General features: G+C 62.5%; 20 protein-coding genes. 18 read left to right on the top strand and 2 right to left on the bottom strand.

The features are described from left to right. Positions 1-34: 34 nt before the first annotated feature. Both AWB70_RS17190 and AWB70_RS17185 read left to right on the top strand, forming a co-directional pair. A complete protein-coding gene (locus AWB70_RS17190; protein WP_053570531.1) occupies positions 35-304 on the top strand; it encodes a hypothetical protein in 270 nt (89 codons plus the stop codon). Between the two features lie 163 nt (positions 305-467). After that, positions 468-923 carry a MarR family winged helix-turn-helix transcriptional regulator gene (locus AWB70_RS17185; protein ID WP_053570532.1) on the top strand — a complete coding sequence of 152 codons (456 nt, stop codon included), beginning with the start codon at positions 468-470 and terminating at the stop codon, positions 921-923. A gap of 35 nt (positions 924-958) precedes the next feature. On the opposite strand, the gene AWB70_RS17180 is transcribed toward AWB70_RS17185, so the two are convergent. After that, entirely contained in the window at positions 959-1,678 is a 720-nt protein-coding gene (locus AWB70_RS17180) for a TetR/AcrR family transcriptional regulator (RefSeq protein ID WP_045456789.1), read from the bottom strand. Between the two features lie 174 nt (positions 1,679-1,852). Here AWB70_RS17180 and AWB70_RS17175 point away from each other — a divergent pair, with 174 nt between their 5' ends. From AWB70_RS17175 to AWB70_RS17130, 10 genes are all read left to right on the top strand, one after another. Beyond that, the gene (locus AWB70_RS17175) at positions 1,853-2,701 is read left to right on the top strand and encodes a fumarylacetoacetate hydrolase family protein (protein ID WP_053570533.1); all 849 of its coding nucleotides are present in this window, start codon (positions 1,853-1,855) and stop codon (positions 2,699-2,701) included. Between the two features lie 58 nt (positions 2,702-2,759). Further along, on the top strand, positions 2,760-3,698 hold the full coding sequence (locus AWB70_RS17170) for a VOC family protein (protein WP_053570759.1): 939 nt from the start codon (positions 2,760-2,762) through the stop codon (positions 3,696-3,698). 88 nt (positions 3,699-3,786) lie between these two features. Further along, complete coding sequence (gene mhpA / locus AWB70_RS17165) at positions 3,787-5,403, top strand: bifunctional 3-(3-hydroxy-phenyl)propionate/3-hydroxycinnamic acid hydroxylase MhpA (protein WP_053570534.1); 1,617 nt, start codon at positions 3,787-3,789, stop codon at positions 5,401-5,403. Positions 5,404-5,433: 30 nt separating this feature from the next. After that, on the top strand, positions 5,434-6,534 hold the full coding sequence (locus AWB70_RS17160) for a porin (RefSeq protein ID WP_053570535.1): 1,101 nt from the start codon (positions 5,434-5,436) through the stop codon (positions 6,532-6,534). 92 nt (positions 6,535-6,626) lie between these two features. Continuing rightward, complete coding sequence (locus tag AWB70_RS17155) at positions 6,627-7,907, top strand: MFS transporter (protein ID WP_053570536.1); 1,281 nt, start codon at positions 6,627-6,629, stop codon at positions 7,905-7,907. Positions 7,908-8,121: 214 nt separating this feature from the next. Then, a complete protein-coding gene (locus AWB70_RS17150) occupies positions 8,122-8,973 on the top strand; it encodes an ABC transporter substrate-binding protein (RefSeq protein ID WP_014193431.1) in 852 nt (283 codons plus the stop codon). 13 nt (positions 8,974-8,986) lie between these two features. Then, a complete protein-coding gene (locus AWB70_RS17145) occupies positions 8,987-9,703 on the top strand; it encodes an amino acid ABC transporter permease (protein WP_053570537.1) in 717 nt (238 codons plus the stop codon). Between the two features lie 11 nt (positions 9,704-9,714). After that, the gene (locus AWB70_RS17140) at positions 9,715-10,359 is read left to right on the top strand and encodes an amino acid ABC transporter permease (protein ID WP_014193433.1); all 645 of its coding nucleotides are present in this window, start codon (positions 9,715-9,717) and stop codon (positions 10,357-10,359) included. After that, positions 10,356-11,108 carry an amino acid ABC transporter ATP-binding protein gene (locus AWB70_RS17135; RefSeq protein WP_014193434.1) on the top strand — a complete coding sequence of 251 codons (753 nt, stop codon included), beginning with the start codon at positions 10,356-10,358 and terminating at the stop codon, positions 11,106-11,108. Before AWB70_RS17140 ends, AWB70_RS17135 begins: the two co-directional genes overlap by 4 nt. Before the next feature lie 11 nt (positions 11,109-11,119). Next, positions 11,120-11,869 carry an IclR family transcriptional regulator gene (locus AWB70_RS17130; protein WP_014193435.1) on the top strand — a complete coding sequence of 250 codons (750 nt, stop codon included), beginning with the start codon at positions 11,120-11,122 and terminating at the stop codon, positions 11,867-11,869. Between the two features lie 21 nt (positions 11,870-11,890). On the opposite strand, the gene AWB70_RS17125 is transcribed toward AWB70_RS17130, so the two are convergent. After that, complete coding sequence (locus AWB70_RS17125; protein ID WP_053570538.1) at positions 11,891-12,796, bottom strand: LysR family transcriptional regulator; 906 nt, start codon at positions 12,794-12,796, stop codon at positions 11,891-11,893. Between the two features lie 98 nt (positions 12,797-12,894). On the opposite strand from AWB70_RS17125, the gene AWB70_RS17120 reads away from it, so the two are divergent. From AWB70_RS17120 to aroQ, 6 genes are read left to right on the top strand one after another with little or no spacing between them, the layout of a single operon-like run. Further along, on the top strand, positions 12,895-13,845 hold the full coding sequence (locus AWB70_RS17120; RefSeq protein ID WP_053570539.1) for a ketopantoate reductase family protein: 951 nt from the start codon (positions 12,895-12,897) through the stop codon (positions 13,843-13,845). Continuing rightward, on the top strand, positions 13,842-14,234 hold the full coding sequence (locus tag AWB70_RS17115; RefSeq protein WP_053570540.1) for a VOC family protein: 393 nt from the start codon (positions 13,842-13,844) through the stop codon (positions 14,232-14,234). Before AWB70_RS17120 ends, AWB70_RS17115 begins: the two co-directional genes overlap by 4 nt. A gap of 2 nt (positions 14,235-14,236) precedes the next feature. Beyond that, complete coding sequence (locus AWB70_RS17110; protein ID WP_053570541.1) at positions 14,237-14,695, top strand: MaoC family dehydratase; 459 nt, start codon at positions 14,237-14,239, stop codon at positions 14,693-14,695. Further along, a complete protein-coding gene (locus tag AWB70_RS17105) occupies positions 14,695-15,906 on the top strand; it encodes a CaiB/BaiF CoA transferase family protein (protein ID WP_053570542.1) in 1,212 nt (403 codons plus the stop codon). The genes AWB70_RS17110 and AWB70_RS17105 overlap by 1 nt, the downstream gene beginning before the upstream one ends. Before the next feature lie 7 nt (positions 15,907-15,913). Then, on the top strand, positions 15,914-16,747 hold the full coding sequence (gene aroE, locus AWB70_RS17100; RefSeq protein ID WP_053570543.1) for a shikimate dehydrogenase: 834 nt from the start codon (positions 15,914-15,916) through the stop codon (positions 16,745-16,747). Between the two features lie 19 nt (positions 16,748-16,766). Beyond that, positions 16,767-17,210 carry a type II 3-dehydroquinate dehydratase gene (aroQ, locus tag AWB70_RS17095; protein WP_053570544.1) on the top strand — a complete coding sequence of 148 codons (444 nt, stop codon included), beginning with the start codon at positions 16,767-16,769 and terminating at the stop codon, positions 17,208-17,210. The last annotated feature ends 62 nt before the right edge of the window (positions 17,211-17,272 follow it).

The following is a 17,272-nucleotide window of genomic DNA, read 5'->3' as shown; positions in this document are numbered from 1 at the left end:
ATCCTCTCTCTAACCTGATTTGCCGAGATCGCTCATGAAACGCAATTCCATCGCTGCATTGTTCCTCACCGCTTCGGCGCTCGTGACCGCCCCCGCATTCGCGAGCGGCTATGGTCCGTCCCCCGGCTACCGGGGAACGGTCGGCGCGCCGGCGTCGCAAAGCGGTCCGAGCGCACAGACGCTGGCCGCCGGGCGCGACGCCGCCGGCTCGACCACCGAATATGGCGGCGCGAGCCAAGGCCGCTCTGAGGCGGGCATGCGCGCCACTTCGGTAACGAACGACTCGCTCTATACGCACCACTGACGCGTGACCCTGGTCACCACTGGGCCATCGTGCATGTCGGTCGCGATGGCCCAGTGGCGCTCCATCGATCGGGCCCAAGCCTGATCGAATCTTTTGCGATATAATCGTATGCGATAAGTATTTCATTTACGCACAATGCGTCTCGTGCCGACCGAGGTCATCAATGAAAACCGCTATCCCGCCCGCCCCCCTGCCCCTCTCCGACTTTCTATGCTTCGCCGTCTATTCGACGAATCTGGCGTTTGGCAAGGCCTACAAGCCGATGCTCGATGAACTCGGGCTCACGTATCCGCAATACATCGCGATCGTCGCGCTGTGGGAGCAGGACAATCAGACCGTCGGCGGATTGGGCGAGAAGATGTTTCTCGAATCGAACACGCTCACGCCGATGCTGAAGAAGCTGGAGGCGATGGGCTATGTCGAACGGCGACGCGACCCCGGCGACGAGCGCCAGGTGTTGATCAGCCTGACGAAAAGCGGCCGGCGCTTGCGCGAAAAATGCCTGAAGATGGACCTCACCGATGCGACCGCGCTCGCGCCGGACGAGTTCGCGAAGCTGCAAAAGACCATCGTCACGTTGCGCGACAATCTCATTCAATCGGTGCGGGGCGGCGAGTGAGACGCGCCGAGGCAACGCGATTCCCTTCCTGCAACCTAACTCGCCGCGTCACGATTCAGCCCGCCGTGTTCGCCTGACAACGCATCGACGCGTTCAAAGATGGCGCCGCGCGGCGCCGGCGGCTCGGCAATTGGCGCATAGGCAAGTTTGCGTGCTTCCCGCGATCCGATTCCGAAGGCGCGCATGAGCGCGAACATCGCCTGCTCGGCATAATCGACCGGCGCGTCGCCAGATAACAGCGTGTCGATGCCGTACATGATCGAGCCAAGCGCAATATCGCGCGCGACGACCACGTCCGCCACGTCGAATCGGCCCGCATCCAGGCCCATCTGCAGATCCCGGATAAGGTACTCGTCGAGCAAGCGGCCTCGCGACCCCCGTTTCGTGCCTACCCGCGTGATGAACGCGCCCCACAGCGGATAGCGTGCGGCCATGCCCATGTAGAGGCGCGAACCCACCACCACGCGCTGCGCAGGGTCGTCGATTGCACGCACGAGTGGATCGATGACCGCGAGCACTTCGTCGCTGCTTTCGCCGGCCACCGCCGACAGCAGTTCCGCCGTCGTGCGGAAGTAGTTGTAGAACGTCCCGCGCGCCACACCCGCCGCGGCGATGAAATCATCGATCGTCGGCGCGTCCGCGCCCTTCTCCGCAAAAACGCCCAGCGCGCTTTCGATCAGGCGAATGCGCGTCTTCTCGCGTCGCAATGCGCCCACGCGGGTTCGATGATTCTCGATCGAATCTGTCGCTTCCATTGACTATCCCTTTGATCTGGCTTGATTTTAGCAGCGCGTGCCGCCTGCGGGTTTGTCCTAGCTCGATTCATGTTGACGATATTGTCATTTTTCTTAGAATTGGAAATGACAAATTCGTCAATTCGAGAATCACTCAACCCTGAGGCGGCTTGCCTCGGGTGAACAGGAGGCAATATGCGGTTCGTCAGTTTCGAAATGAATGGCAAGGCAACCCTCGGCGTTCGCGATGGAGATCACGTGCGCGTCATCGGCGACGAGCCGCTGGAGTCGCTCCTCGCTCGCGGCGTGCGTCTCGATGAGTACACGAAGACCCACGCGACGGAAGACAAAGTGCCTGCCGCTGGCCTGAAGTTCCTTCCGCCGCTGCAAAAGCCGCCGAAGATCGTGTGCGTGGGTCTGAACTACGCCGACCACACGAAAGAAAGCAAGTACGAACAACCCGATTACCCGACGCTTTTCCTGCGCGTCAACACCAGTCTCATCGCGCACGAGCAGCCGATGATCCGTCCGGGCGTAGCCGATTGCGAAGGGCTCGATTACGAAGGCGAGGTCGCGGTCGTGCTGGGCACGGGCGGCCGCCACATCGCCAAGGAAGACGCGCTCTCGCACGTCGCGGGCTACGCCCTCTTCAACGACGGCTCCGTGCGCGAATATCAGTTCAAGACGCCGCAGTGGACCGTCGGCAAGAATTTCGATGGCACCGGCGCATTCGGTCCCGACCTCGTGACCGCCGACGAACTGCCCGCGGGCGCGAAAGGCCTGCTGCTGGAAACGCGCGTGAACGGCGAAGTGGTTCAGTCGGCGAGCACCAGCGACATGGTCTTCGACGTCGCGACGCTCATCAGCGTGATCAGCGAAGCCATCACCCTCGAACCGGGCGACGTGATCGTAACCGGCACGCCATCGGGCATTGGCTGGGCTCGCACGCCGCGGCTGCTGATGAAAGCAGGCGACGTATGCGAAGTGTCGGTCGAGAAGATCGGCACCCTGCGCAATGTCATCGCCGACGAAGCAGCGCGCTGATTCCCTATGCACGAAGCCGGCCGCAGAGCCGGCGCTCACCGAACATGGAGACACGGTCATGAGCGGCCCTGCCGTAGCATTTGCATGCGCGAGTGTTCACTCGATCGATCACTTTGCGCTCAACGTTCCCTCGCTCGCCGATGCCGAGCGTTTCTTCCGCGCGTTCGGTCTCGATGTGGCGGCGACAGCCTCGGAACTCGAACTGCGCGCAACCGATGGTCATCGCTGGGCGCGCATCCTTCCCGCATCTGGAAAGTCACTCGCGTATCTCAGCTTCAACTGTTTCGAAGAGGACTTCGCAGCGATCCGCAATCAGGCGGTGGCGGCGGGTGCGAAGCGGGTTGCATCGCCCGACGAAGGCTTCTGGTTCCACGATCCGGACGGCAACCTGATCCAGGTCAGGATCGGCCCGAAGACGACGCCATTCGATAAGGCACCGTGCGTCGTCGCTTCGAGCAGCGCGAATGAGCGCGGCGCGCACATGCGTTCGGAAGCGATGACCGTGCGTCCGCGTCGTCTTTCTCACGTGCTGCTGTTCTCGCCTGACGTCCTCAGCGCGCTCGACTTCTACGGCAAGGCGCTCGGCCTGCGTCTGTCGGACAAGTCGCTCGACATCATTGCGTTCACGCACGCGCCGCATGGCAGCGACCATCATCTGGTCGCGTTCGCCAAGAGCAGCGCGCGCGGCTGGCATCACGCGGCGTGGGACGTCGATAACGTGAATCTCGTGGGCCAGGGCGCGTCGCAGATGGCCGCCGCCGGTTTCACGAAGGGCTGGGGCACAGGCAGACACGTGCTGGGCTCGAACTACTTCCACTACGTGCAAGACCCGTGGGGCTCGTTCTGCGAGTACTCCGCCGACATCGATTTCGTGTCCGCTGGCCGCACGTGGCCCGCCGGTGACTTCGCGCCGGAGGACTCGCTCTATCTCTGGGGCCCGCCGGTCCCCGACGACTTCATCCATAACACCGAAGCCGGCGTCGTTATCAAAGACTGACCGCTTCACCCCTTTGCATCGATTCGATGACTGCCGGTTTATCCGGCGTCAGGGCACAACTCGCTCTTTTTTCAGCAGGTGAACTGAAATGACAGATCAAACCATCCTCGACGTCGCGATTATCGGATACGGACCGGTCGGGCAATCTCTTTCGATATTGCTCGGAGAACGCGGCTACAACGTCGCGGTCTTCGATCGCTGGCCCTCGCTGTATCCGCTTCCGCGCGCCGTTTTTCACGATCACGAGATCCGCCGCATCTTTCATGCGATGGGTATCGGAGCGGACGTCGAACGCATCTCGCAACCGTCGGCCAAATATGAATGGTTCAACGCGGACTGGAAGACGCTCGTCGAGATCGACTGGTCGGCGGAATCGATCAGCGATGGCCCGGTGGGCTACCTCTTCAATCAGCCGTCGCTCGAAGCCTTGCTCGACAAGAAGGCGAAGTCGCTGACGAACGTTTCGGTGCAGCAAGGCTGGGAAGCCACCGCACTGCGGCAGTTGACCGACTGCTGCGAACTGACCCTGCGTCGCGGCGTGATGAACGGCTCGAACTGGGAGCCGACCGGCGAGACCCAGACCGTGCGCGCCCGCTATGTTGTCGGGGCGGATGGCGCGAACAGCTTTGTCCGCAAGTCGCAGCACATCGAGTTCGACGATCTGGGCTTTGAGGAAGACTGGCTCGTCATCGATCTGAAGCCGAACGATGGCGTGAAGCTCGACGTGCCCGATATCGGCCAGTGGTGCAACCCGGCCCGCCCCACGACGATGGTGCCGGGCGGTCCCGGCTACCGTCGCTGGGAGTTCATGCGTCTGCCGCACGAATCGATCGAAGACCTGCAAAAGCCGGAGAAAGTGTGGGAACTGCTCTCGCCGTGGGTCACGCCGGAGAACGCGACGCTCGTGCGGCATGCCGTCTACAAGTTTCGTTCGTTGATCGCGAGAAACTGGCATAGCGGGCGCGTGGTGCTTGCGGGCGACGCTGCTCATCAAATGCCGCCGTTCATGGGCCAGGGTATGTGCTCCGGCATCCGTGACGCATGGAATCTCGCCTGGCGTTTCGACCTGATCTTCAAAGGCATTGCATCGGACCGTCTGCTCGAAAGCTATACACCCGAGCGCCGTCCGCAAGTGCGCGCGGTGATCGACGCATCCATCGCGATGGGACAGGTCGTCTGCATCTCCGACAAGGACGAGGCGGCTCGACGTGACGAAGCTTATCTGAAGGGCGAAGTGCCTGCGCTTGCTCCCTTCCCCGGCCTGACCGAAGGCATGATCTGCCGGAACCCCGCGTTCGCATGCGAGGGCGTGGCGGGCCTGTTGGGCGTACACGGTCAGGTCAGGAACCTCGGCGAAGCATCCCGCTACGACGAGGCGGTGCCCAACGGCTTTCACGTCATCGCGCTCGATGCGCACCCGAACCCCTATCTCGACGCGCAAGGCAAGGCGGCGCTCGCTGCCATCGGAGGCCGGGCGATCGGCATCACGACCGACGCAGACAAAGCCGTCAAGGATCGCGTGCAGCTGGATGTCAGCGGCAAATACAAGCAGTTCTTCGATGAGCACGGCGTCAAAGCCATCATCGTGCGGCCCGACTTCTACATCTTCGGCGGCGTGAAGACGCTTCAGGATTTGCCGTCGTTGCTGACCGACCTCGTATCGCGGCTTCCGCTTCCCGAACCCATCGAGGCTGCCGTTTCCTGAACTCGAACAATAAAACCGCTGGAGGGAAACATGAGGAAGACACTATTGGCGCTGGTCGCGGCCTGCGCGCTCGCCACGCACGCGCGAGCGCAAAGCAGCGTAACGCTGTTCGGCATTCTCGACGCCGGTGTGAGCTATGTGAGCAACGAAAACGGCAGCCACAACTTCAAAGCCGACGACTCGATCTGGACGCCCAGCATCTGGGGCATTCGTGGCATCGAAGATCTGGGCGGCGGGTACAAGACCCTGTTCGAGCTTGCGTCGCAGTTCTCCGTGAACAGCGGCGCGGGAATCCCGGGACCGAACGCGGACTTCAACCGGCAGGCCTTCGTCGGCTTGTCGAAGGACGGTGTCGGGCGAATCACGTTCGGCCAGCAATATAACCTGATGGCCGACTTCCTCTTCTTCCCGCCCGCGAAGCTGGATGGCGCCTTCACCTACGGCGGCCTCTACAACATGCGTCAGGGGCCGTTCGCCGCGCTCGGCATTCCCCAGAATCCGACCGGCTCGTTCGACTTCGATCAGACCGGCGGAACGTCGCGCGTGTCGAATGCCGTCAAGATCGTGTCGGCCACCTTCGCAGGTTTGAGACTCGGCGCCTTGTACGGCTTCGGCAATACGCCGGGCTCGTTTTCCGCGAACAACACGATCGGCTTCGGCGTGAACTATGCGATCGGCGGCTTCGGCATCGCGGCCGCTTACAACGAAACGAAGTACGCGGCGCTGAACGACGGCCACGACGGAATCCGCAATTTCGGCGGCGGCGTCAGTCAGACCATCGGCGACGTGTTTCTCAACGCGCTCTACACCAACACGCGCAACACGATGACGGGAGGCGTCGTCCAGGCGGTTCAAGTCGGAGGGCTGTACACGTTCATGCCGGACATCAGGTTCGGTGCGAACTATCAGTACATGAAGGGCAACGCACAGCTCAGCCACAACAGGGCGCAGCAGGTCACGGGCGCGGCGCAGTATCTCCTTTCCAAGCGCACGACGCTCTACGCCGAAGCGGTCTACCAGTGGACCGGCGGCGATGTCGAAGGCGGACACAACGCCTGGATCAACGGCACGGCTCAATCGAGCACGACGCATCAGGTCATCGGCCGCCTCGGCCTGCAGACCTCTTTCTGACACGCATTTCTTTCCTGAAGCGTGCGCGAATCGCTCGCGCACATCGGATCGTCGCATCTGACGACGCCGCTTATCGACTGGAGATCGCAAACATGGAATACAACACCGGACTCAGGTGGGACACAGCCTACGAGTGGAAAGCCGTCGCCTTGTTGTCGCTTGGCTTTGGACTGGTCGGCATCGACCGGTTCATGATCATGCCGCTCTTTCCCGTCATGATGACGGACCTGCATCTGGACTATCAGGATCTCGGGCACATCACCGGGGCGCTCGCCGTCGCATGGGGACTCTCTGCGATGTTCATGGGCAACCTCTCCGATCGCATCGGCCACCGCAGGGTGATCATTCCAGCGATCGTCGTGTTCTCGCTGTTAGCGGGCCTGAGCGGTCTGGCGACCGGCGTCGGCTCGCTGATCCTGATCCGCGCGGTGATGGGCTTTGCCGAGGGTGCGTACACGCCTGCGAGCATCATCGCAACCCTCGATGCGTCCAAACCCACGCGTCACGGGCGCAACATCGGCATTCAGCAGATGGCGCTGCCGCTTTTCGGTCTGGGCATCGCGCCGATCCTCGTGACGCAATTGCTCAAGGTGTTGCCGTGGCACTGGATATTCGCGGTCGTGTCAATTCCGGGCCTATTGGTCGCTTACCTGATGTTAAAGGTGCTGCGCAATACTCGCCCCACGGCCGCCGCATTGCACACGGCGACCCATGATGTTGCGACCCACACGTGGACCGATGTTTTCCGCTATCGCAACATACCGTTGAACATCGTCGGCAAGCTGTGCTGGCTGACGTGCCTCGTCGTTCTGAGCGCGCTTTTCCCCAGCTATCTGATCGACTACCTGCACCTGAGCATGCAGCAGATGGGCTACGTGCTTTCGGCGATCGGCTTCGGCGGCACGCTCGGCACGCTCGTGATGCCCGCTCTTTCCGACAGACTGGGCAGAAAGCCGGTCATGATCCTATCGGTGGCCGGAGCGGCCGTCTTTCTGTTCCTTCTCATGCGAACCGGCGCGAATCCGACCGCCCTCTTCATCTATCTCACCCTCACGCTTCTTTTCGTGTTCAGCATGATCACACTCACGGTGGGGCCGTTGAGCGCGGAATCGGTGCCGGCGAAGTTGATGTCGACGGCTTCGGGTCTGGTGGTGGGCATTGGCGAAGTGTTCGGCGGCGGGTTCGCACCGGCGATCGCCGGATACATCGCCAAGCACTTTGGCATTCAGTACATCATGCATCTCGGCCTTGCGGCACTTGCGATCGGACTCTTTGTGACGCTCGGCCTGAAGGAAACCGCCCCCTCCCGGGCGCGCGTGCGTCAGCAAAAGGACGAGTTGCCGACAGAGACCGCACCGCGCGAACACGCATAACGCCACCGTCCGCTAGCCCAACAAAATTCCAGAAGCAATAAGGGTTGTGGCCGCTTGCACAACCCTTTTTAGCGTCCAACACTCTGGCATCAATCCGGCTCGCCAGATAATTGTCCGATATACCGGACAACCGAGTGCTTCGACGGAGATGTCGCGAACGCGAGGCCCCGCTGGGAGCGGTTTCTCAGACCAACCCCTCGACCAGGATCTGAACATGAAGCTCGCCACCAAGGGCGCCAAGGCCGCCTTGCTGTTTGCCGCAACCGCCGTGAGCGGACTGCTCGCGCTCTCCGCCTGCACGAAAGTGGCGACGCCCGAGCAGGGTTCATCGGCAGCGGCGCCTGCATCGACGCTTCAGGCCGTGCTTCAGCGCGGCACGCTGCGCGTCGGCGACTGCCTCACGTTCGCGCCGTTCGGCTTCTACGACAAAGACGGCAATCCGGACGGCTACGACGTCGACCTCGCCAAGGAACTCGCCAAGCAAATGGGCGTGAAGCTGGAGGTCGTGAACACGACCAGCGCGAACCGCATCCCGAACCTGCAGACCGCCAAGGTCGATGTCGTGTTCTGCAACTTCACGCGCAACCTCGAACGCGCGAAGGTCGTCGAATTCACGTCGCCGTACGTTGTCGCCAGCGAAGCGATGCTCGTGAAGAAGAGCAGCGGCATCCAGTCGGCGAAGGACATGAGCGGGCGCACCATCGCCACGGTCAAAGGCTCGACCAACGGCGACGAAGTCCGCTCGATGGGCATCCCCGTCAAGATTCAGGAATACGACAGCTCGCAGGCGGCCATTCTCGCCGTCAAGCAGGGCCAGGCCGATGCGATGATCGAGGACAACAACTTCCTTGCGTATCAGGCGAAGCTCGATCCGGAACTGGCGGTGACGAACGAAGCACTCGTGCCGCTCGAATACAACGCATTCGGCGTGAAGGCGGGCGATCAGGCGTGGCTCAACTATCTGAACCTGTTCCTGTTCAACATCAATGCATCGAAGCTCAATGCACAGTTGTACAAGAAGTGGTTCGGCGTCGATCCGAGATATCCGCTCAATCCGCAGTCCTGAAGCGGAGGCGCCGATGAGCTATCAATGGCTGACGCTATGGGGCTACGTCCCCGAGTTTCTGAAGGCAGGCTGGCTGACCTTGCAGATCACGTTGCTGTCGTTCGTGCTGGCGCTCGCGCTCGGTCTGATCGCAGCGCTTGCCGGCATGTCGCCGTCGGCCATCGTGCGGTTCATCGCGCGGGCTTATGTCGAAGCCATCCGCAACACGCCCGTGTTGCTGCAGATTTTCATCGTCTTCTTCGGCTTGCCGTCGATGGGCATTGCGCTCGATGCCTATTGGGCCGGTGTCATCGCGCTGGGCGTGAACGTAGGCGCGTATCTGTCGGAAGTGTTTCGCGCGGGCATGCAATCGGTGCCGCGCGGACAGATCGAAGCAGCCGGCATTCTTGGCCTGGAACGCGGGCAGATTTTCAAGGAGATCGTGTTGCCGCAGGCCGCGCGCGCGGTGTATCCGGCCATCGTCAATTACCTGATTCAGTTGTTGCTCGGTACTTCGCTGTTGTCGGCCATTGCGTTGCCCGAGCTCACCGGCACCGCAACCGTCATCAATTCGCGCACGCTCCTGTATGTCCAGACCTTCGCGGTCGTGCTCGTCGCGTATCTGGTGCTGAGCAATGTGCTGTCGTGGATCGCCAGTCAACTCGGTGCACGCATGTTTCATCCGCCGCTCATCGTGAGGCCGGGTGCGCGTTTGGGTGGATTCACGCTGCGTCGTGCGAATCGTGCATGAGGGATTGAGTCATGTCATTCGAACTGCTGAAAAACAGTCTGTCGATCTTGCTGCAAGGTCTCGTGACGACGCTGCTCTTGTCTGTCGCGGCGATCGTCGGGAGCACGCTCATCGGCCTCTTCGCCGCCGTGTTGCGGACGTTCGGACCGTGGGGCACGGACCGGATCGCAAAGCTCTATACGGAGTTGTTTCGCGGTACGCCCGTACTCATCACGCTGATGTTCATCTACTTCGGCGTCTCGTACTTCGGCTATGCAATCGATGTCTTTGCAGCGGGCGTGATCGGCTTGAGCGTGTATCAGGGCGCGTATATCGCGGAAGTCTTTCGCTCGGGCATCGAGTCAGTGCCGAAGGGACAGTGGGAAGTCTCGCAGATTCTCGGTCTGTCGCGCACACAGACCTTCGCCTCGGTCGTGTTACCGCAGACCGGACGCATCGTGTTGCCGCCGCTCGTCGGGCAGTATCTGTCGCTCATCAAGGATACCTCGATCGTCAGCATGATCGGCATGTCCGAACTGATGCACGGTGGCCAGGCGATCGTGGATCGCATCGGCAAGCCGGTCGAGATTTACGGACTCGTCGCGCTGATCTATTTCGTCGTGTGCTTCCCGCTTTCGCAATGGGTGCGCCATCATGACCGCCGGAGACTTACGTGAGCGATTCCATTCAGAACAAGCCCGTCATTTCGCTGTCGGGCGTGAGCAAGGCATTCGGCGCGACGCGCGTGCTCAACGAGATCAATCTCGACGTGCGCGCAGGCGAAGTGCTCGTGCTGATCGGCGCATCCGGTTCGGGCAAGAGCACGGTGCTGCGCATCATGGCCGGACTGGAGACGACGGACTCCGGCGAGGTGTGGGTCAACGAAGTGCCCCTGCACGATCCGAAGCGCGCGCGCGAAATTCGCGGCCATGTGGGCATGGTGTTTCAGCAGTTCAACTTGTTTCCGCACAAGACCGCGCTCGGCAATGTCACGCTCGCGCTGATCAAGGCACGCCGCATGTCGCCCGCCGATGCCCGCACACGCGCAATGGAAACGCTCGACCGCGTGGGCCTCGCGGACCGTGCATCGCATTACCCGAGCCAGTTGTCGGGCGGGCAGCAGCAGCGCGTTGCCATTGCGCGCGCGCTGGCGGTCGAACCCGGCATCATGTTCTTCGATGAAGCCACCTCCGCACTCGATCCCGAACTCGTGGGCGAAGTGACAGAAGTGATGCGCGGCCTCGCGCGCGACGGCATGACGATGGTCGTCGTCACTCATGAAATGGGCTTTGCGCGCAAGACGGCGGATCGCGTCGTGTTCATGGACAAGGGCGTGATTGCAGAGCAAGGCGACCCGGAGCAAATCTTCGTCAACCCGTCGAACGAACGCACGCGGCAGTTTCTCAGCCGTGTGCTCGACCATTAATGGGCGAGCGAATGGCAGCAACGGAATCGTCGCGCGCGCGAGGCGTGGACCGTGTCATCGATATCTTCAGGAAGCTGCATCACGCGCAGCGGCCCATGACGATGCGCGAGCTGATCGAAGCGACCGGCTCGCCGCGTTCGAGCATCTACGAACTCGTCGCGATTCTCACCGAAGTGGGCTGGCTCGAAACATCGGCGGATGGCAGCGTGTTCTTCGGCCGCGAGATGCATTACTACGGCTCGGACTACGCGACGCACAACGACCTCATCAGCCGCGCGCATCAGTCCATTCTCGCGCTCGTGCGCAAGTACGACGAGACCACGCAGTTGTGCATGCTCGAAGGGAACAAGTACTCGGTCGTGTTATCGGAGAACAGTGCGCGGCCGTTCAACATCAGCTCGGATATCGGCGTGCGCGTGCCGATTCCGTGGACCGCGACCGGACGCCTGCTGCTCGGTCACATGAACGCCGACGCGATCCGCACCCTGATTCCCGCGGATGACTTCGTGCTCGACAACGGCGTGCGCATCGATTTCGATGAATTCATGCGCGATGTGCAGAACGCGAAAGCGCTCGGCTATTGCTGCACGGAAGGCCTGTCCAACGCATTCCGGCTCTGCATGGCCGCACCCGTTCGCGATCGCGCGGGCACGCCGATCGCCGCACTGTGCTTCATGACGGGCCGCGACACGGACCCCGAACGCCGTCAGTCGATGCTGGATGATCTACTTCAGTCTGCGAAGGCGCTTTCGCATCGCTGACCCGTACTGCCGGTCAGACAGTCAGCGCAAACTGCTGAACAACTGCGCCACCGTCTCACGCAACCAGCGATTGCCCGCTTCGTGGTGATACCTCGCGTGCCAGTGCTGCCGTACGGCAAAACCTTCAACCGGGATCGGACACGGATGGATCGACAGGTCATTCACCTTCGCCAGCGTCTGTCCGATATGCCGCGGCAGCGTGGCAATCAGGTCCGTGGTCTGAATGATCGCGCCCAGCCCGAGAAAACCCGGCAGTTCCAGCACGATGTCCCGCTGAATCTGCTCGCGTAACAGCGCCTGCTCCAGCAATTGCGCGCCCGTGCCCGCCGCGATGGCGACATGTCCCTCCGCGCGATAGTGCTTCATCCCGAGCCGTGCGCGCACACGCGGATGATGCCGATTCGTCAGACACACCCAGTCCTGCTCATACAACTGCTGCTGATAGATGCCGCCGCTGAGCCACGGCACATGACCGATCGCAAGGTCGGCCTCGCCGGACTCGAGCGCGCGTTCGGTATTGCCGTCGATCCGCGCGGCCTCCAGACGGATGCCCGGCGCCTGCGCCCGAATGTGCGCCAGCATGCGGGGCAGCAACGTGATGTGGCTCGCATCGGTCATGCAGATGCGAAACCGGCGTTTCGCGGTAGCGGGATCGAAGGCGATTTCCCATGCCGCAAAGCGTCGAAGCGATTCGAGAATTTCGCGGCACGGCCCGATCAGCGCGTCGGCCTGCGGTGTCGGCGCCATGCCGCCGGGCGTGCGGATGAACAACGGATCTTGCAGGAACTCGCGCAGACGTCCCAGCCAGATGCTGATGGTCGGCTGGCTCTGTCCGAGCTGCTCCGCCACGCGCGTGACGTTGCGGGCGTCGTACAGCAGATCGAAAAGCTGCAGCAGCTTCAGGTCGGGCAGTTCGGTCAGGTTCATGGTCGTTATTGCGTGATGCAATGACGTCATTGTAGCCATTGCATTGCCGTGATGAGCAACGCGCTCTATCGTTGCTTCAACACATCACGGAGACGCCAATGAAGATCGCAGTTCTGGGGGCCGGCGCGCTGGGTTGCGCCATCGGTTCCACGCTCACGCAGGGCGGTCACGAGACCTGGCTGATCGACCGCTCCCCTGCTCACGTCGAGGCGATGCGCCGCGAAGGCCTGCAAGTCGACGATGCCGACGGTTCCCGGCGCGTCAAGGTTCGCGCCGCGACGCACGCCGCCGAAGTCGGCGCCGTGGATCTGGTGGTCGTGCTGGTCAAGTCCTTTCACACGGACTCGGCCATGCGCGGCGCGCTGGACCTGATCGGACCCGATACCGTCGTGCTGTCCCTGCAGAACGGGCTGGGCCATGAAGACGTGCTCAGCGAGATCGTGGGGCGTGAGCGCGTGCTGGCGGGCAAGACGTATGTCGGCGGCGTGATGCGCGCACCGGGTCATATCCAGTCCGGCGTGCGCGGCAAGTTCACATATATCGGCGAGCTGGATGGCCAAATTACGGAACGAGTGCAGGCGATCGCTGATGCCTTCAATGCCTCGGGTCTCGCCACCACGGTCAGCGACAACATCCTCGGCACGATGTGGGACAAGCTGCTGATCAATGTGGCGACGGGCGCGCTGACCGGCATCACGCGTCTCACCTACGGCCAGCTTTACGAAGAGCCCGTCCTCAAGGCGACCGCGCTCGCCGCCGTGACCGAGGCGATGGCCGCCGCGAAGGCCGCCGGCGTCAGACTCTCCATGACGGACGCGGAGCAGGCGTGGACGCTGGCAGCCGAAGGGCTTTCGCCCGAATTCAAGACCTCGATGCTGCAAAGCCTCGAGAAAGGCTCGGTCACGGAGATCGACTTCATCAACGGGGCTGTCGTGCGCTGGGGCGAAAAGCTCGGCGTGCCGACGCCCGTCAACTCGACGCTCGTCGCATGCATCAAGGGCATCGAGCGCGCCATGACGGACCAGCAACGACAAGGAGCATCAGCATGAGCGGCTCCAGGGCGTATGTGGAACACGTCGCGATCTGGGTGAAAGACATCCACTGGCACATTCGCTTCTTCGAAGAAGTGCTCGGCATGACGATGCGCGAAGTGGACGGCACCCGCGATGCGCCGCGTCAGTACTGGACGCTCGGTGGCCTGCAATTCATCCACGACGCGCGCCACGAAGGCCCCGAAGGCCGTCTCGCGCATCTGGGCGTGATGTGCGAAGACCTCGACGCCGCACTCGCCGCAGCGCAAGCCTTCGGCGTCACCGAGATGCCGCAAGGTCACAACTGGCTGCGTCTGCCGGACGGCCTCGCGGTGGAACTGATCCAGGCCAAACCCGCCGCATGCGTCGCGCAGGCGCTGGCGATCGACCCACGCGCGGAGGCGTGACCATGACGATCATCGAGAAATACTGGGACGACGCCCGCGAAGGCGACGAAGCCTTGAGTCCGACCTACACGGTTACGAAGGAACGCATCCTGGCCTACGCGGACCTCACGGGCGACCACACGCCCGTGCACGTCGACGAGGCCTATGCCAACGCCAGCCACTTCGGTTCGATCGTCGCGCATGGCCTGTTCGGCTTGTCGATCGCGGACGGCCTCAAGACGCAGAGCGAATACCGCTTCCTGCCGGGCATGTCGCTTGGCTGGACGTGGGACTTCCTTCTGCCGATCAAGGTCAACGACGTGCTGCACGTGAAGTTTCGCGTGGGCGCCATGCGCGCAAGCAAGAGTCGTCCGGACTGGGGCATCGTCGTGTTGCCGTCCGAGCTGATCAACCAGGACGGCCAGGTCGTCCAGCGCGGCGAGCATCGCCTGATGGTGCCGCGCCGTCCAGGAGCATGCTGATGCAAGCCCGCCCTCTCGAAGGTATCCGCGTCGTCGATTACAGCCACTTCCTGGCCGGCCCCTATGTAGGCCGCTGTCTTGCGGCGCTCGGCGCTGAAGTCATCAAGGTCGAGCGGCCCGGCAGTGGCGACGCCGGACGCCAGCACGCCACGATTCTCGACGACCAGCAAAGCGCCTACTTCCTGCAGCTCAATATGGGCAAACGCGGCGTGAGCGTCAACATAAAAGATCCGCGCGGCAAGGAGTTCATGCAGCGGCTGTGCGACTCGGCGGACGTGTTCATCGAAAACTACCGGCCGGGCGCGCTCGACAAACTCGGCCTCGGATACGAAGCGCTTTCGTCGCGCAATCCGCGGCTCGTGTACTGCTCCATCTCGGCGTACGGACATACCGGACCGGATGCGCACCGCGCCGGCTTCGGCCTGATCGCCGAAGCGAAGAGCGGCATCATGCAGATGATCGGCGAGCCCGGTTCGCCGCCGCCGCTCATGCGCGTTTCGCTCGGCGACATGTACACGGGCATCCACGCAGTCGCCGCGATCAACGCTGCCCTGCTCGGTCGCGTGACGAGCGGCCGGGGCCAGCACATCGATATGGCGCTGTACGACACGCTCGTGTCGATGCACGAATACGCGGTGCAGTGCTACACGATGCAGGGCATCCTGCCCGAGCAAACGGGGCACGACATGCCCGCTTCGACGCTTTATGGCGTGTTTCGCGCGGCCGACGGCGATCTCGTCATCGCCGCTCAGGTGGACGACGCCTGGAAGCGGTTCGCCGCTGTCATCGAATCGAACGGCGGCCCTGCGGGCTTCGCCACGGACGAGCGCTTTCATACGCTCAACGGCCGCAACGCGAATCGTGTGGAGATACTGGCGGCCGTCAAATCGTGGGTCGCCGCGCGCGCGGTCGCGCAGGTGCTCGAACTGCTGGACGGCGTCGATGTGCCCTGCGCGAAGGTGCAGCGCATCGACGAAGTGCTGTCGGACCCGCAGATCGTCGCGCGGGGCATGGTGGTCGAGCAGCAGCATCCGCGCTTCGGCACGCTGCGGCTGCCGAATCTGCCATTTCGCTTTTCCGATTGCGACACGACGATTCGCGATGTCGGGCCGGACCTCGGTCAGCACAACGCGGAAGTCGCGCAGTCGCTCGGCTTTGGTCCTGCCGAGATCGACGCCATGCAGACCGAAGGCGTTCTATTTTCGAAATGAGGACACGATGACGGACCAGTACGCGGTGATCGGCAATCCGATCGGACATACCAAATCTCCCCTGATTCATGGACTTTTCGCCGAAGAGACGCATCAGGACATGGCTTATACGGCCATCGAAGGGCCGCTTGAACCGGAGCAGGCCTTCGCCGACACCGTGCGCGCATTCGCTGCGGCGGGCGGCAAGGGAATGAACGTCACGGCGCCGTTCAAGCTGAAAGCATTCGACATGGCCGACGAACGCAGCGAGCGAGCGGAACTCGCCGGCGCCGTCAACGCGATGAAGTTCGAGAACGGCCGCATCGTCGCGGAGAACTTCGACGGCATCGGACTCGTGCGGGACATCGAGGTCAATCTCGGCCTGCCGATGGCGGGCAAGCGGGTACTCATACTCGGCGCGGGCGGCGCCGTGCGGGGCGCGCTGCTGCCCTTCCTGTCTGCCCGGACGGCCGAGTTGGTGATCGCCAATCGCGACGTGGCCAAATGCCGCGCGCTCGCGGCGCAGGTGAGCGCGCGCGGTCCGGTTTCCGCCTGCGCATACGGCGATCTGGAAGCGATGGGCCGCTTCGATCTGGTGGTCAACGCGACGTCGGCCAGTCTCACGGGCGATCTGCCGCCGGTTCCTCCGAGTGTCTTCAGTCCCGCAGGCGCGGCCTACGAACTCGCTTATGGGAAACGATTGACACCCTTTCTGCGGCTCGCGCGCAACGCGGGCGTGCGCGGCGTCGCGGATGGCGTAGGCATGCTCGTCGAACAGGCAGCGGAAGCCTTCTATTGGTGGCGTGGCGTACGGCCCGCTACACGGGCGGTGATCGACCGTCTTACAGTGCCGCTGGATTAAGCGCGCGAAGGAGCGACAAATGAAGAAGATCCTGATGCTTCACGGTATCAATCACAACATGTTCGGCAAGCGCGATCCCGCGCAGTACGGGACGATCACGCTGGATGAAATCGACGCTCGTTTGCAGGCGCTCGGCGCCGAACTCGGCGTACAGATCGAATCGTTCCAGACGAACCACGAAGGTGCGATGTGCGAGCGCATTCATCGCACTTTCGCGGAGCGCTGCGATGCCGTGCTGATCAACGCCGGAGCGTGGACCCACTACAGCTACGGCATCCGCGATGCGCTGGCGATTCTCACCTGCCCGGTCGTGGAGTTGCATATGTCCAACATCCACGCGCGCGAGCCGTTTCGGCATCACTCCGTGTTCGCGGAGGTAGTCGATGGACAGATATGCGGCCTTGGCGTAGAGAGCTATCTGCTTGGGTTGCGGGCGGCGGTGGTTTTGACCAGACAGGAATGATGGGAACGACGACCGGCTAGTCGAAGTGTTCGTCTGCGACTGAGGCTAAGGATCTTGTAGAC

Source organism: Caballeronia cordobensis (genome assembly GCF_001544575.2).
Classification (GTDB): Bacteria; Pseudomonadota; Gammaproteobacteria; order Burkholderiales; family Burkholderiaceae; genus Caballeronia; species Caballeronia cordobensis.
Note: the sequence above shows the minus strand (reverse complement) of the source record. Positions and strands in the feature narration are given on the sequence as shown.

What these genes read in the sequence shown, in the direction of transcription:
- AWB70_RS17190 (WP_053570531.1), top strand. Translation starts at nt 35, where the DNA reads ATGAAACGCAATTCCATCGCTGCATTGTTCCTCACCGCTTCGGCGCTC.
- AWB70_RS17185 (WP_053570532.1), top strand. Translation starts at nt 468, where the DNA reads ATGAAAACCGCTATCCCGCCCGCCCCCCTGCCCCTCTCCGACTTTCTA.
- AWB70_RS17180 (WP_045456789.1), bottom strand. Translation starts at nt 1,678, where the DNA reads ATGGAAGCGACAGATTCGATCGAGAATCATCGAACCCGCGTGGGCGCA.
- AWB70_RS17175 (WP_053570533.1), top strand. Translation starts at nt 1,853, where the DNA reads ATGCGGTTCGTCAGTTTCGAAATGAATGGCAAGGCAACCCTCGGCGTT.
- AWB70_RS17170 (WP_053570759.1), top strand. Translation starts at nt 2,760, where the DNA reads ATGAGCGGCCCTGCCGTAGCATTTGCATGCGCGAGTGTTCACTCGATC.
- mhpA (WP_053570534.1), top strand. Translation starts at nt 3,787, where the DNA reads ATGACAGATCAAACCATCCTCGACGTCGCGATTATCGGATACGGACCG.
- AWB70_RS17160 (WP_053570535.1), top strand. Translation starts at nt 5,434, where the DNA reads ATGAGGAAGACACTATTGGCGCTGGTCGCGGCCTGCGCGCTCGCCACG.
- AWB70_RS17155 (WP_053570536.1), top strand. Translation starts at nt 6,627, where the DNA reads ATGGAATACAACACCGGACTCAGGTGGGACACAGCCTACGAGTGGAAA.
- AWB70_RS17150 (WP_014193431.1), top strand. Translation starts at nt 8,122, where the DNA reads ATGAAGCTCGCCACCAAGGGCGCCAAGGCCGCCTTGCTGTTTGCCGCA.
- AWB70_RS17145 (WP_053570537.1), top strand. Translation starts at nt 8,987, where the DNA reads ATGAGCTATCAATGGCTGACGCTATGGGGCTACGTCCCCGAGTTTCTG.
- AWB70_RS17140 (WP_014193433.1), top strand. Translation starts at nt 9,715, where the DNA reads ATGTCATTCGAACTGCTGAAAAACAGTCTGTCGATCTTGCTGCAAGGT.
- AWB70_RS17130 (WP_014193435.1), top strand. Translation starts at nt 11,120, where the DNA reads ATGGCAGCAACGGAATCGTCGCGCGCGCGAGGCGTGGACCGTGTCATC.
- AWB70_RS17125 (WP_053570538.1), bottom strand. Translation starts at nt 12,796, where the DNA reads ATGAACCTGACCGAACTGCCCGACCTGAAGCTGCTGCAGCTTTTCGAT.
- AWB70_RS17120 (WP_053570539.1), top strand. Translation starts at nt 12,895, where the DNA reads ATGAAGATCGCAGTTCTGGGGGCCGGCGCGCTGGGTTGCGCCATCGGT.
- AWB70_RS17115 (WP_053570540.1), top strand. Translation starts at nt 13,842, where the DNA reads ATGAGCGGCTCCAGGGCGTATGTGGAACACGTCGCGATCTGGGTGAAA.
- AWB70_RS17110 (WP_053570541.1), top strand. Translation starts at nt 14,237, where the DNA reads ATGACGATCATCGAGAAATACTGGGACGACGCCCGCGAAGGCGACGAA.
- AWB70_RS17105 (WP_053570542.1), top strand. Translation starts at nt 14,695, where the DNA reads ATGCAAGCCCGCCCTCTCGAAGGTATCCGCGTCGTCGATTACAGCCAC.
- aroE (WP_053570543.1), top strand. Translation starts at nt 15,914, where the DNA reads ATGACGGACCAGTACGCGGTGATCGGCAATCCGATCGGACATACCAAA.
- aroQ (WP_053570544.1), top strand. Translation starts at nt 16,767, where the DNA reads ATGAAGAAGATCCTGATGCTTCACGGTATCAATCACAACATGTTCGGC.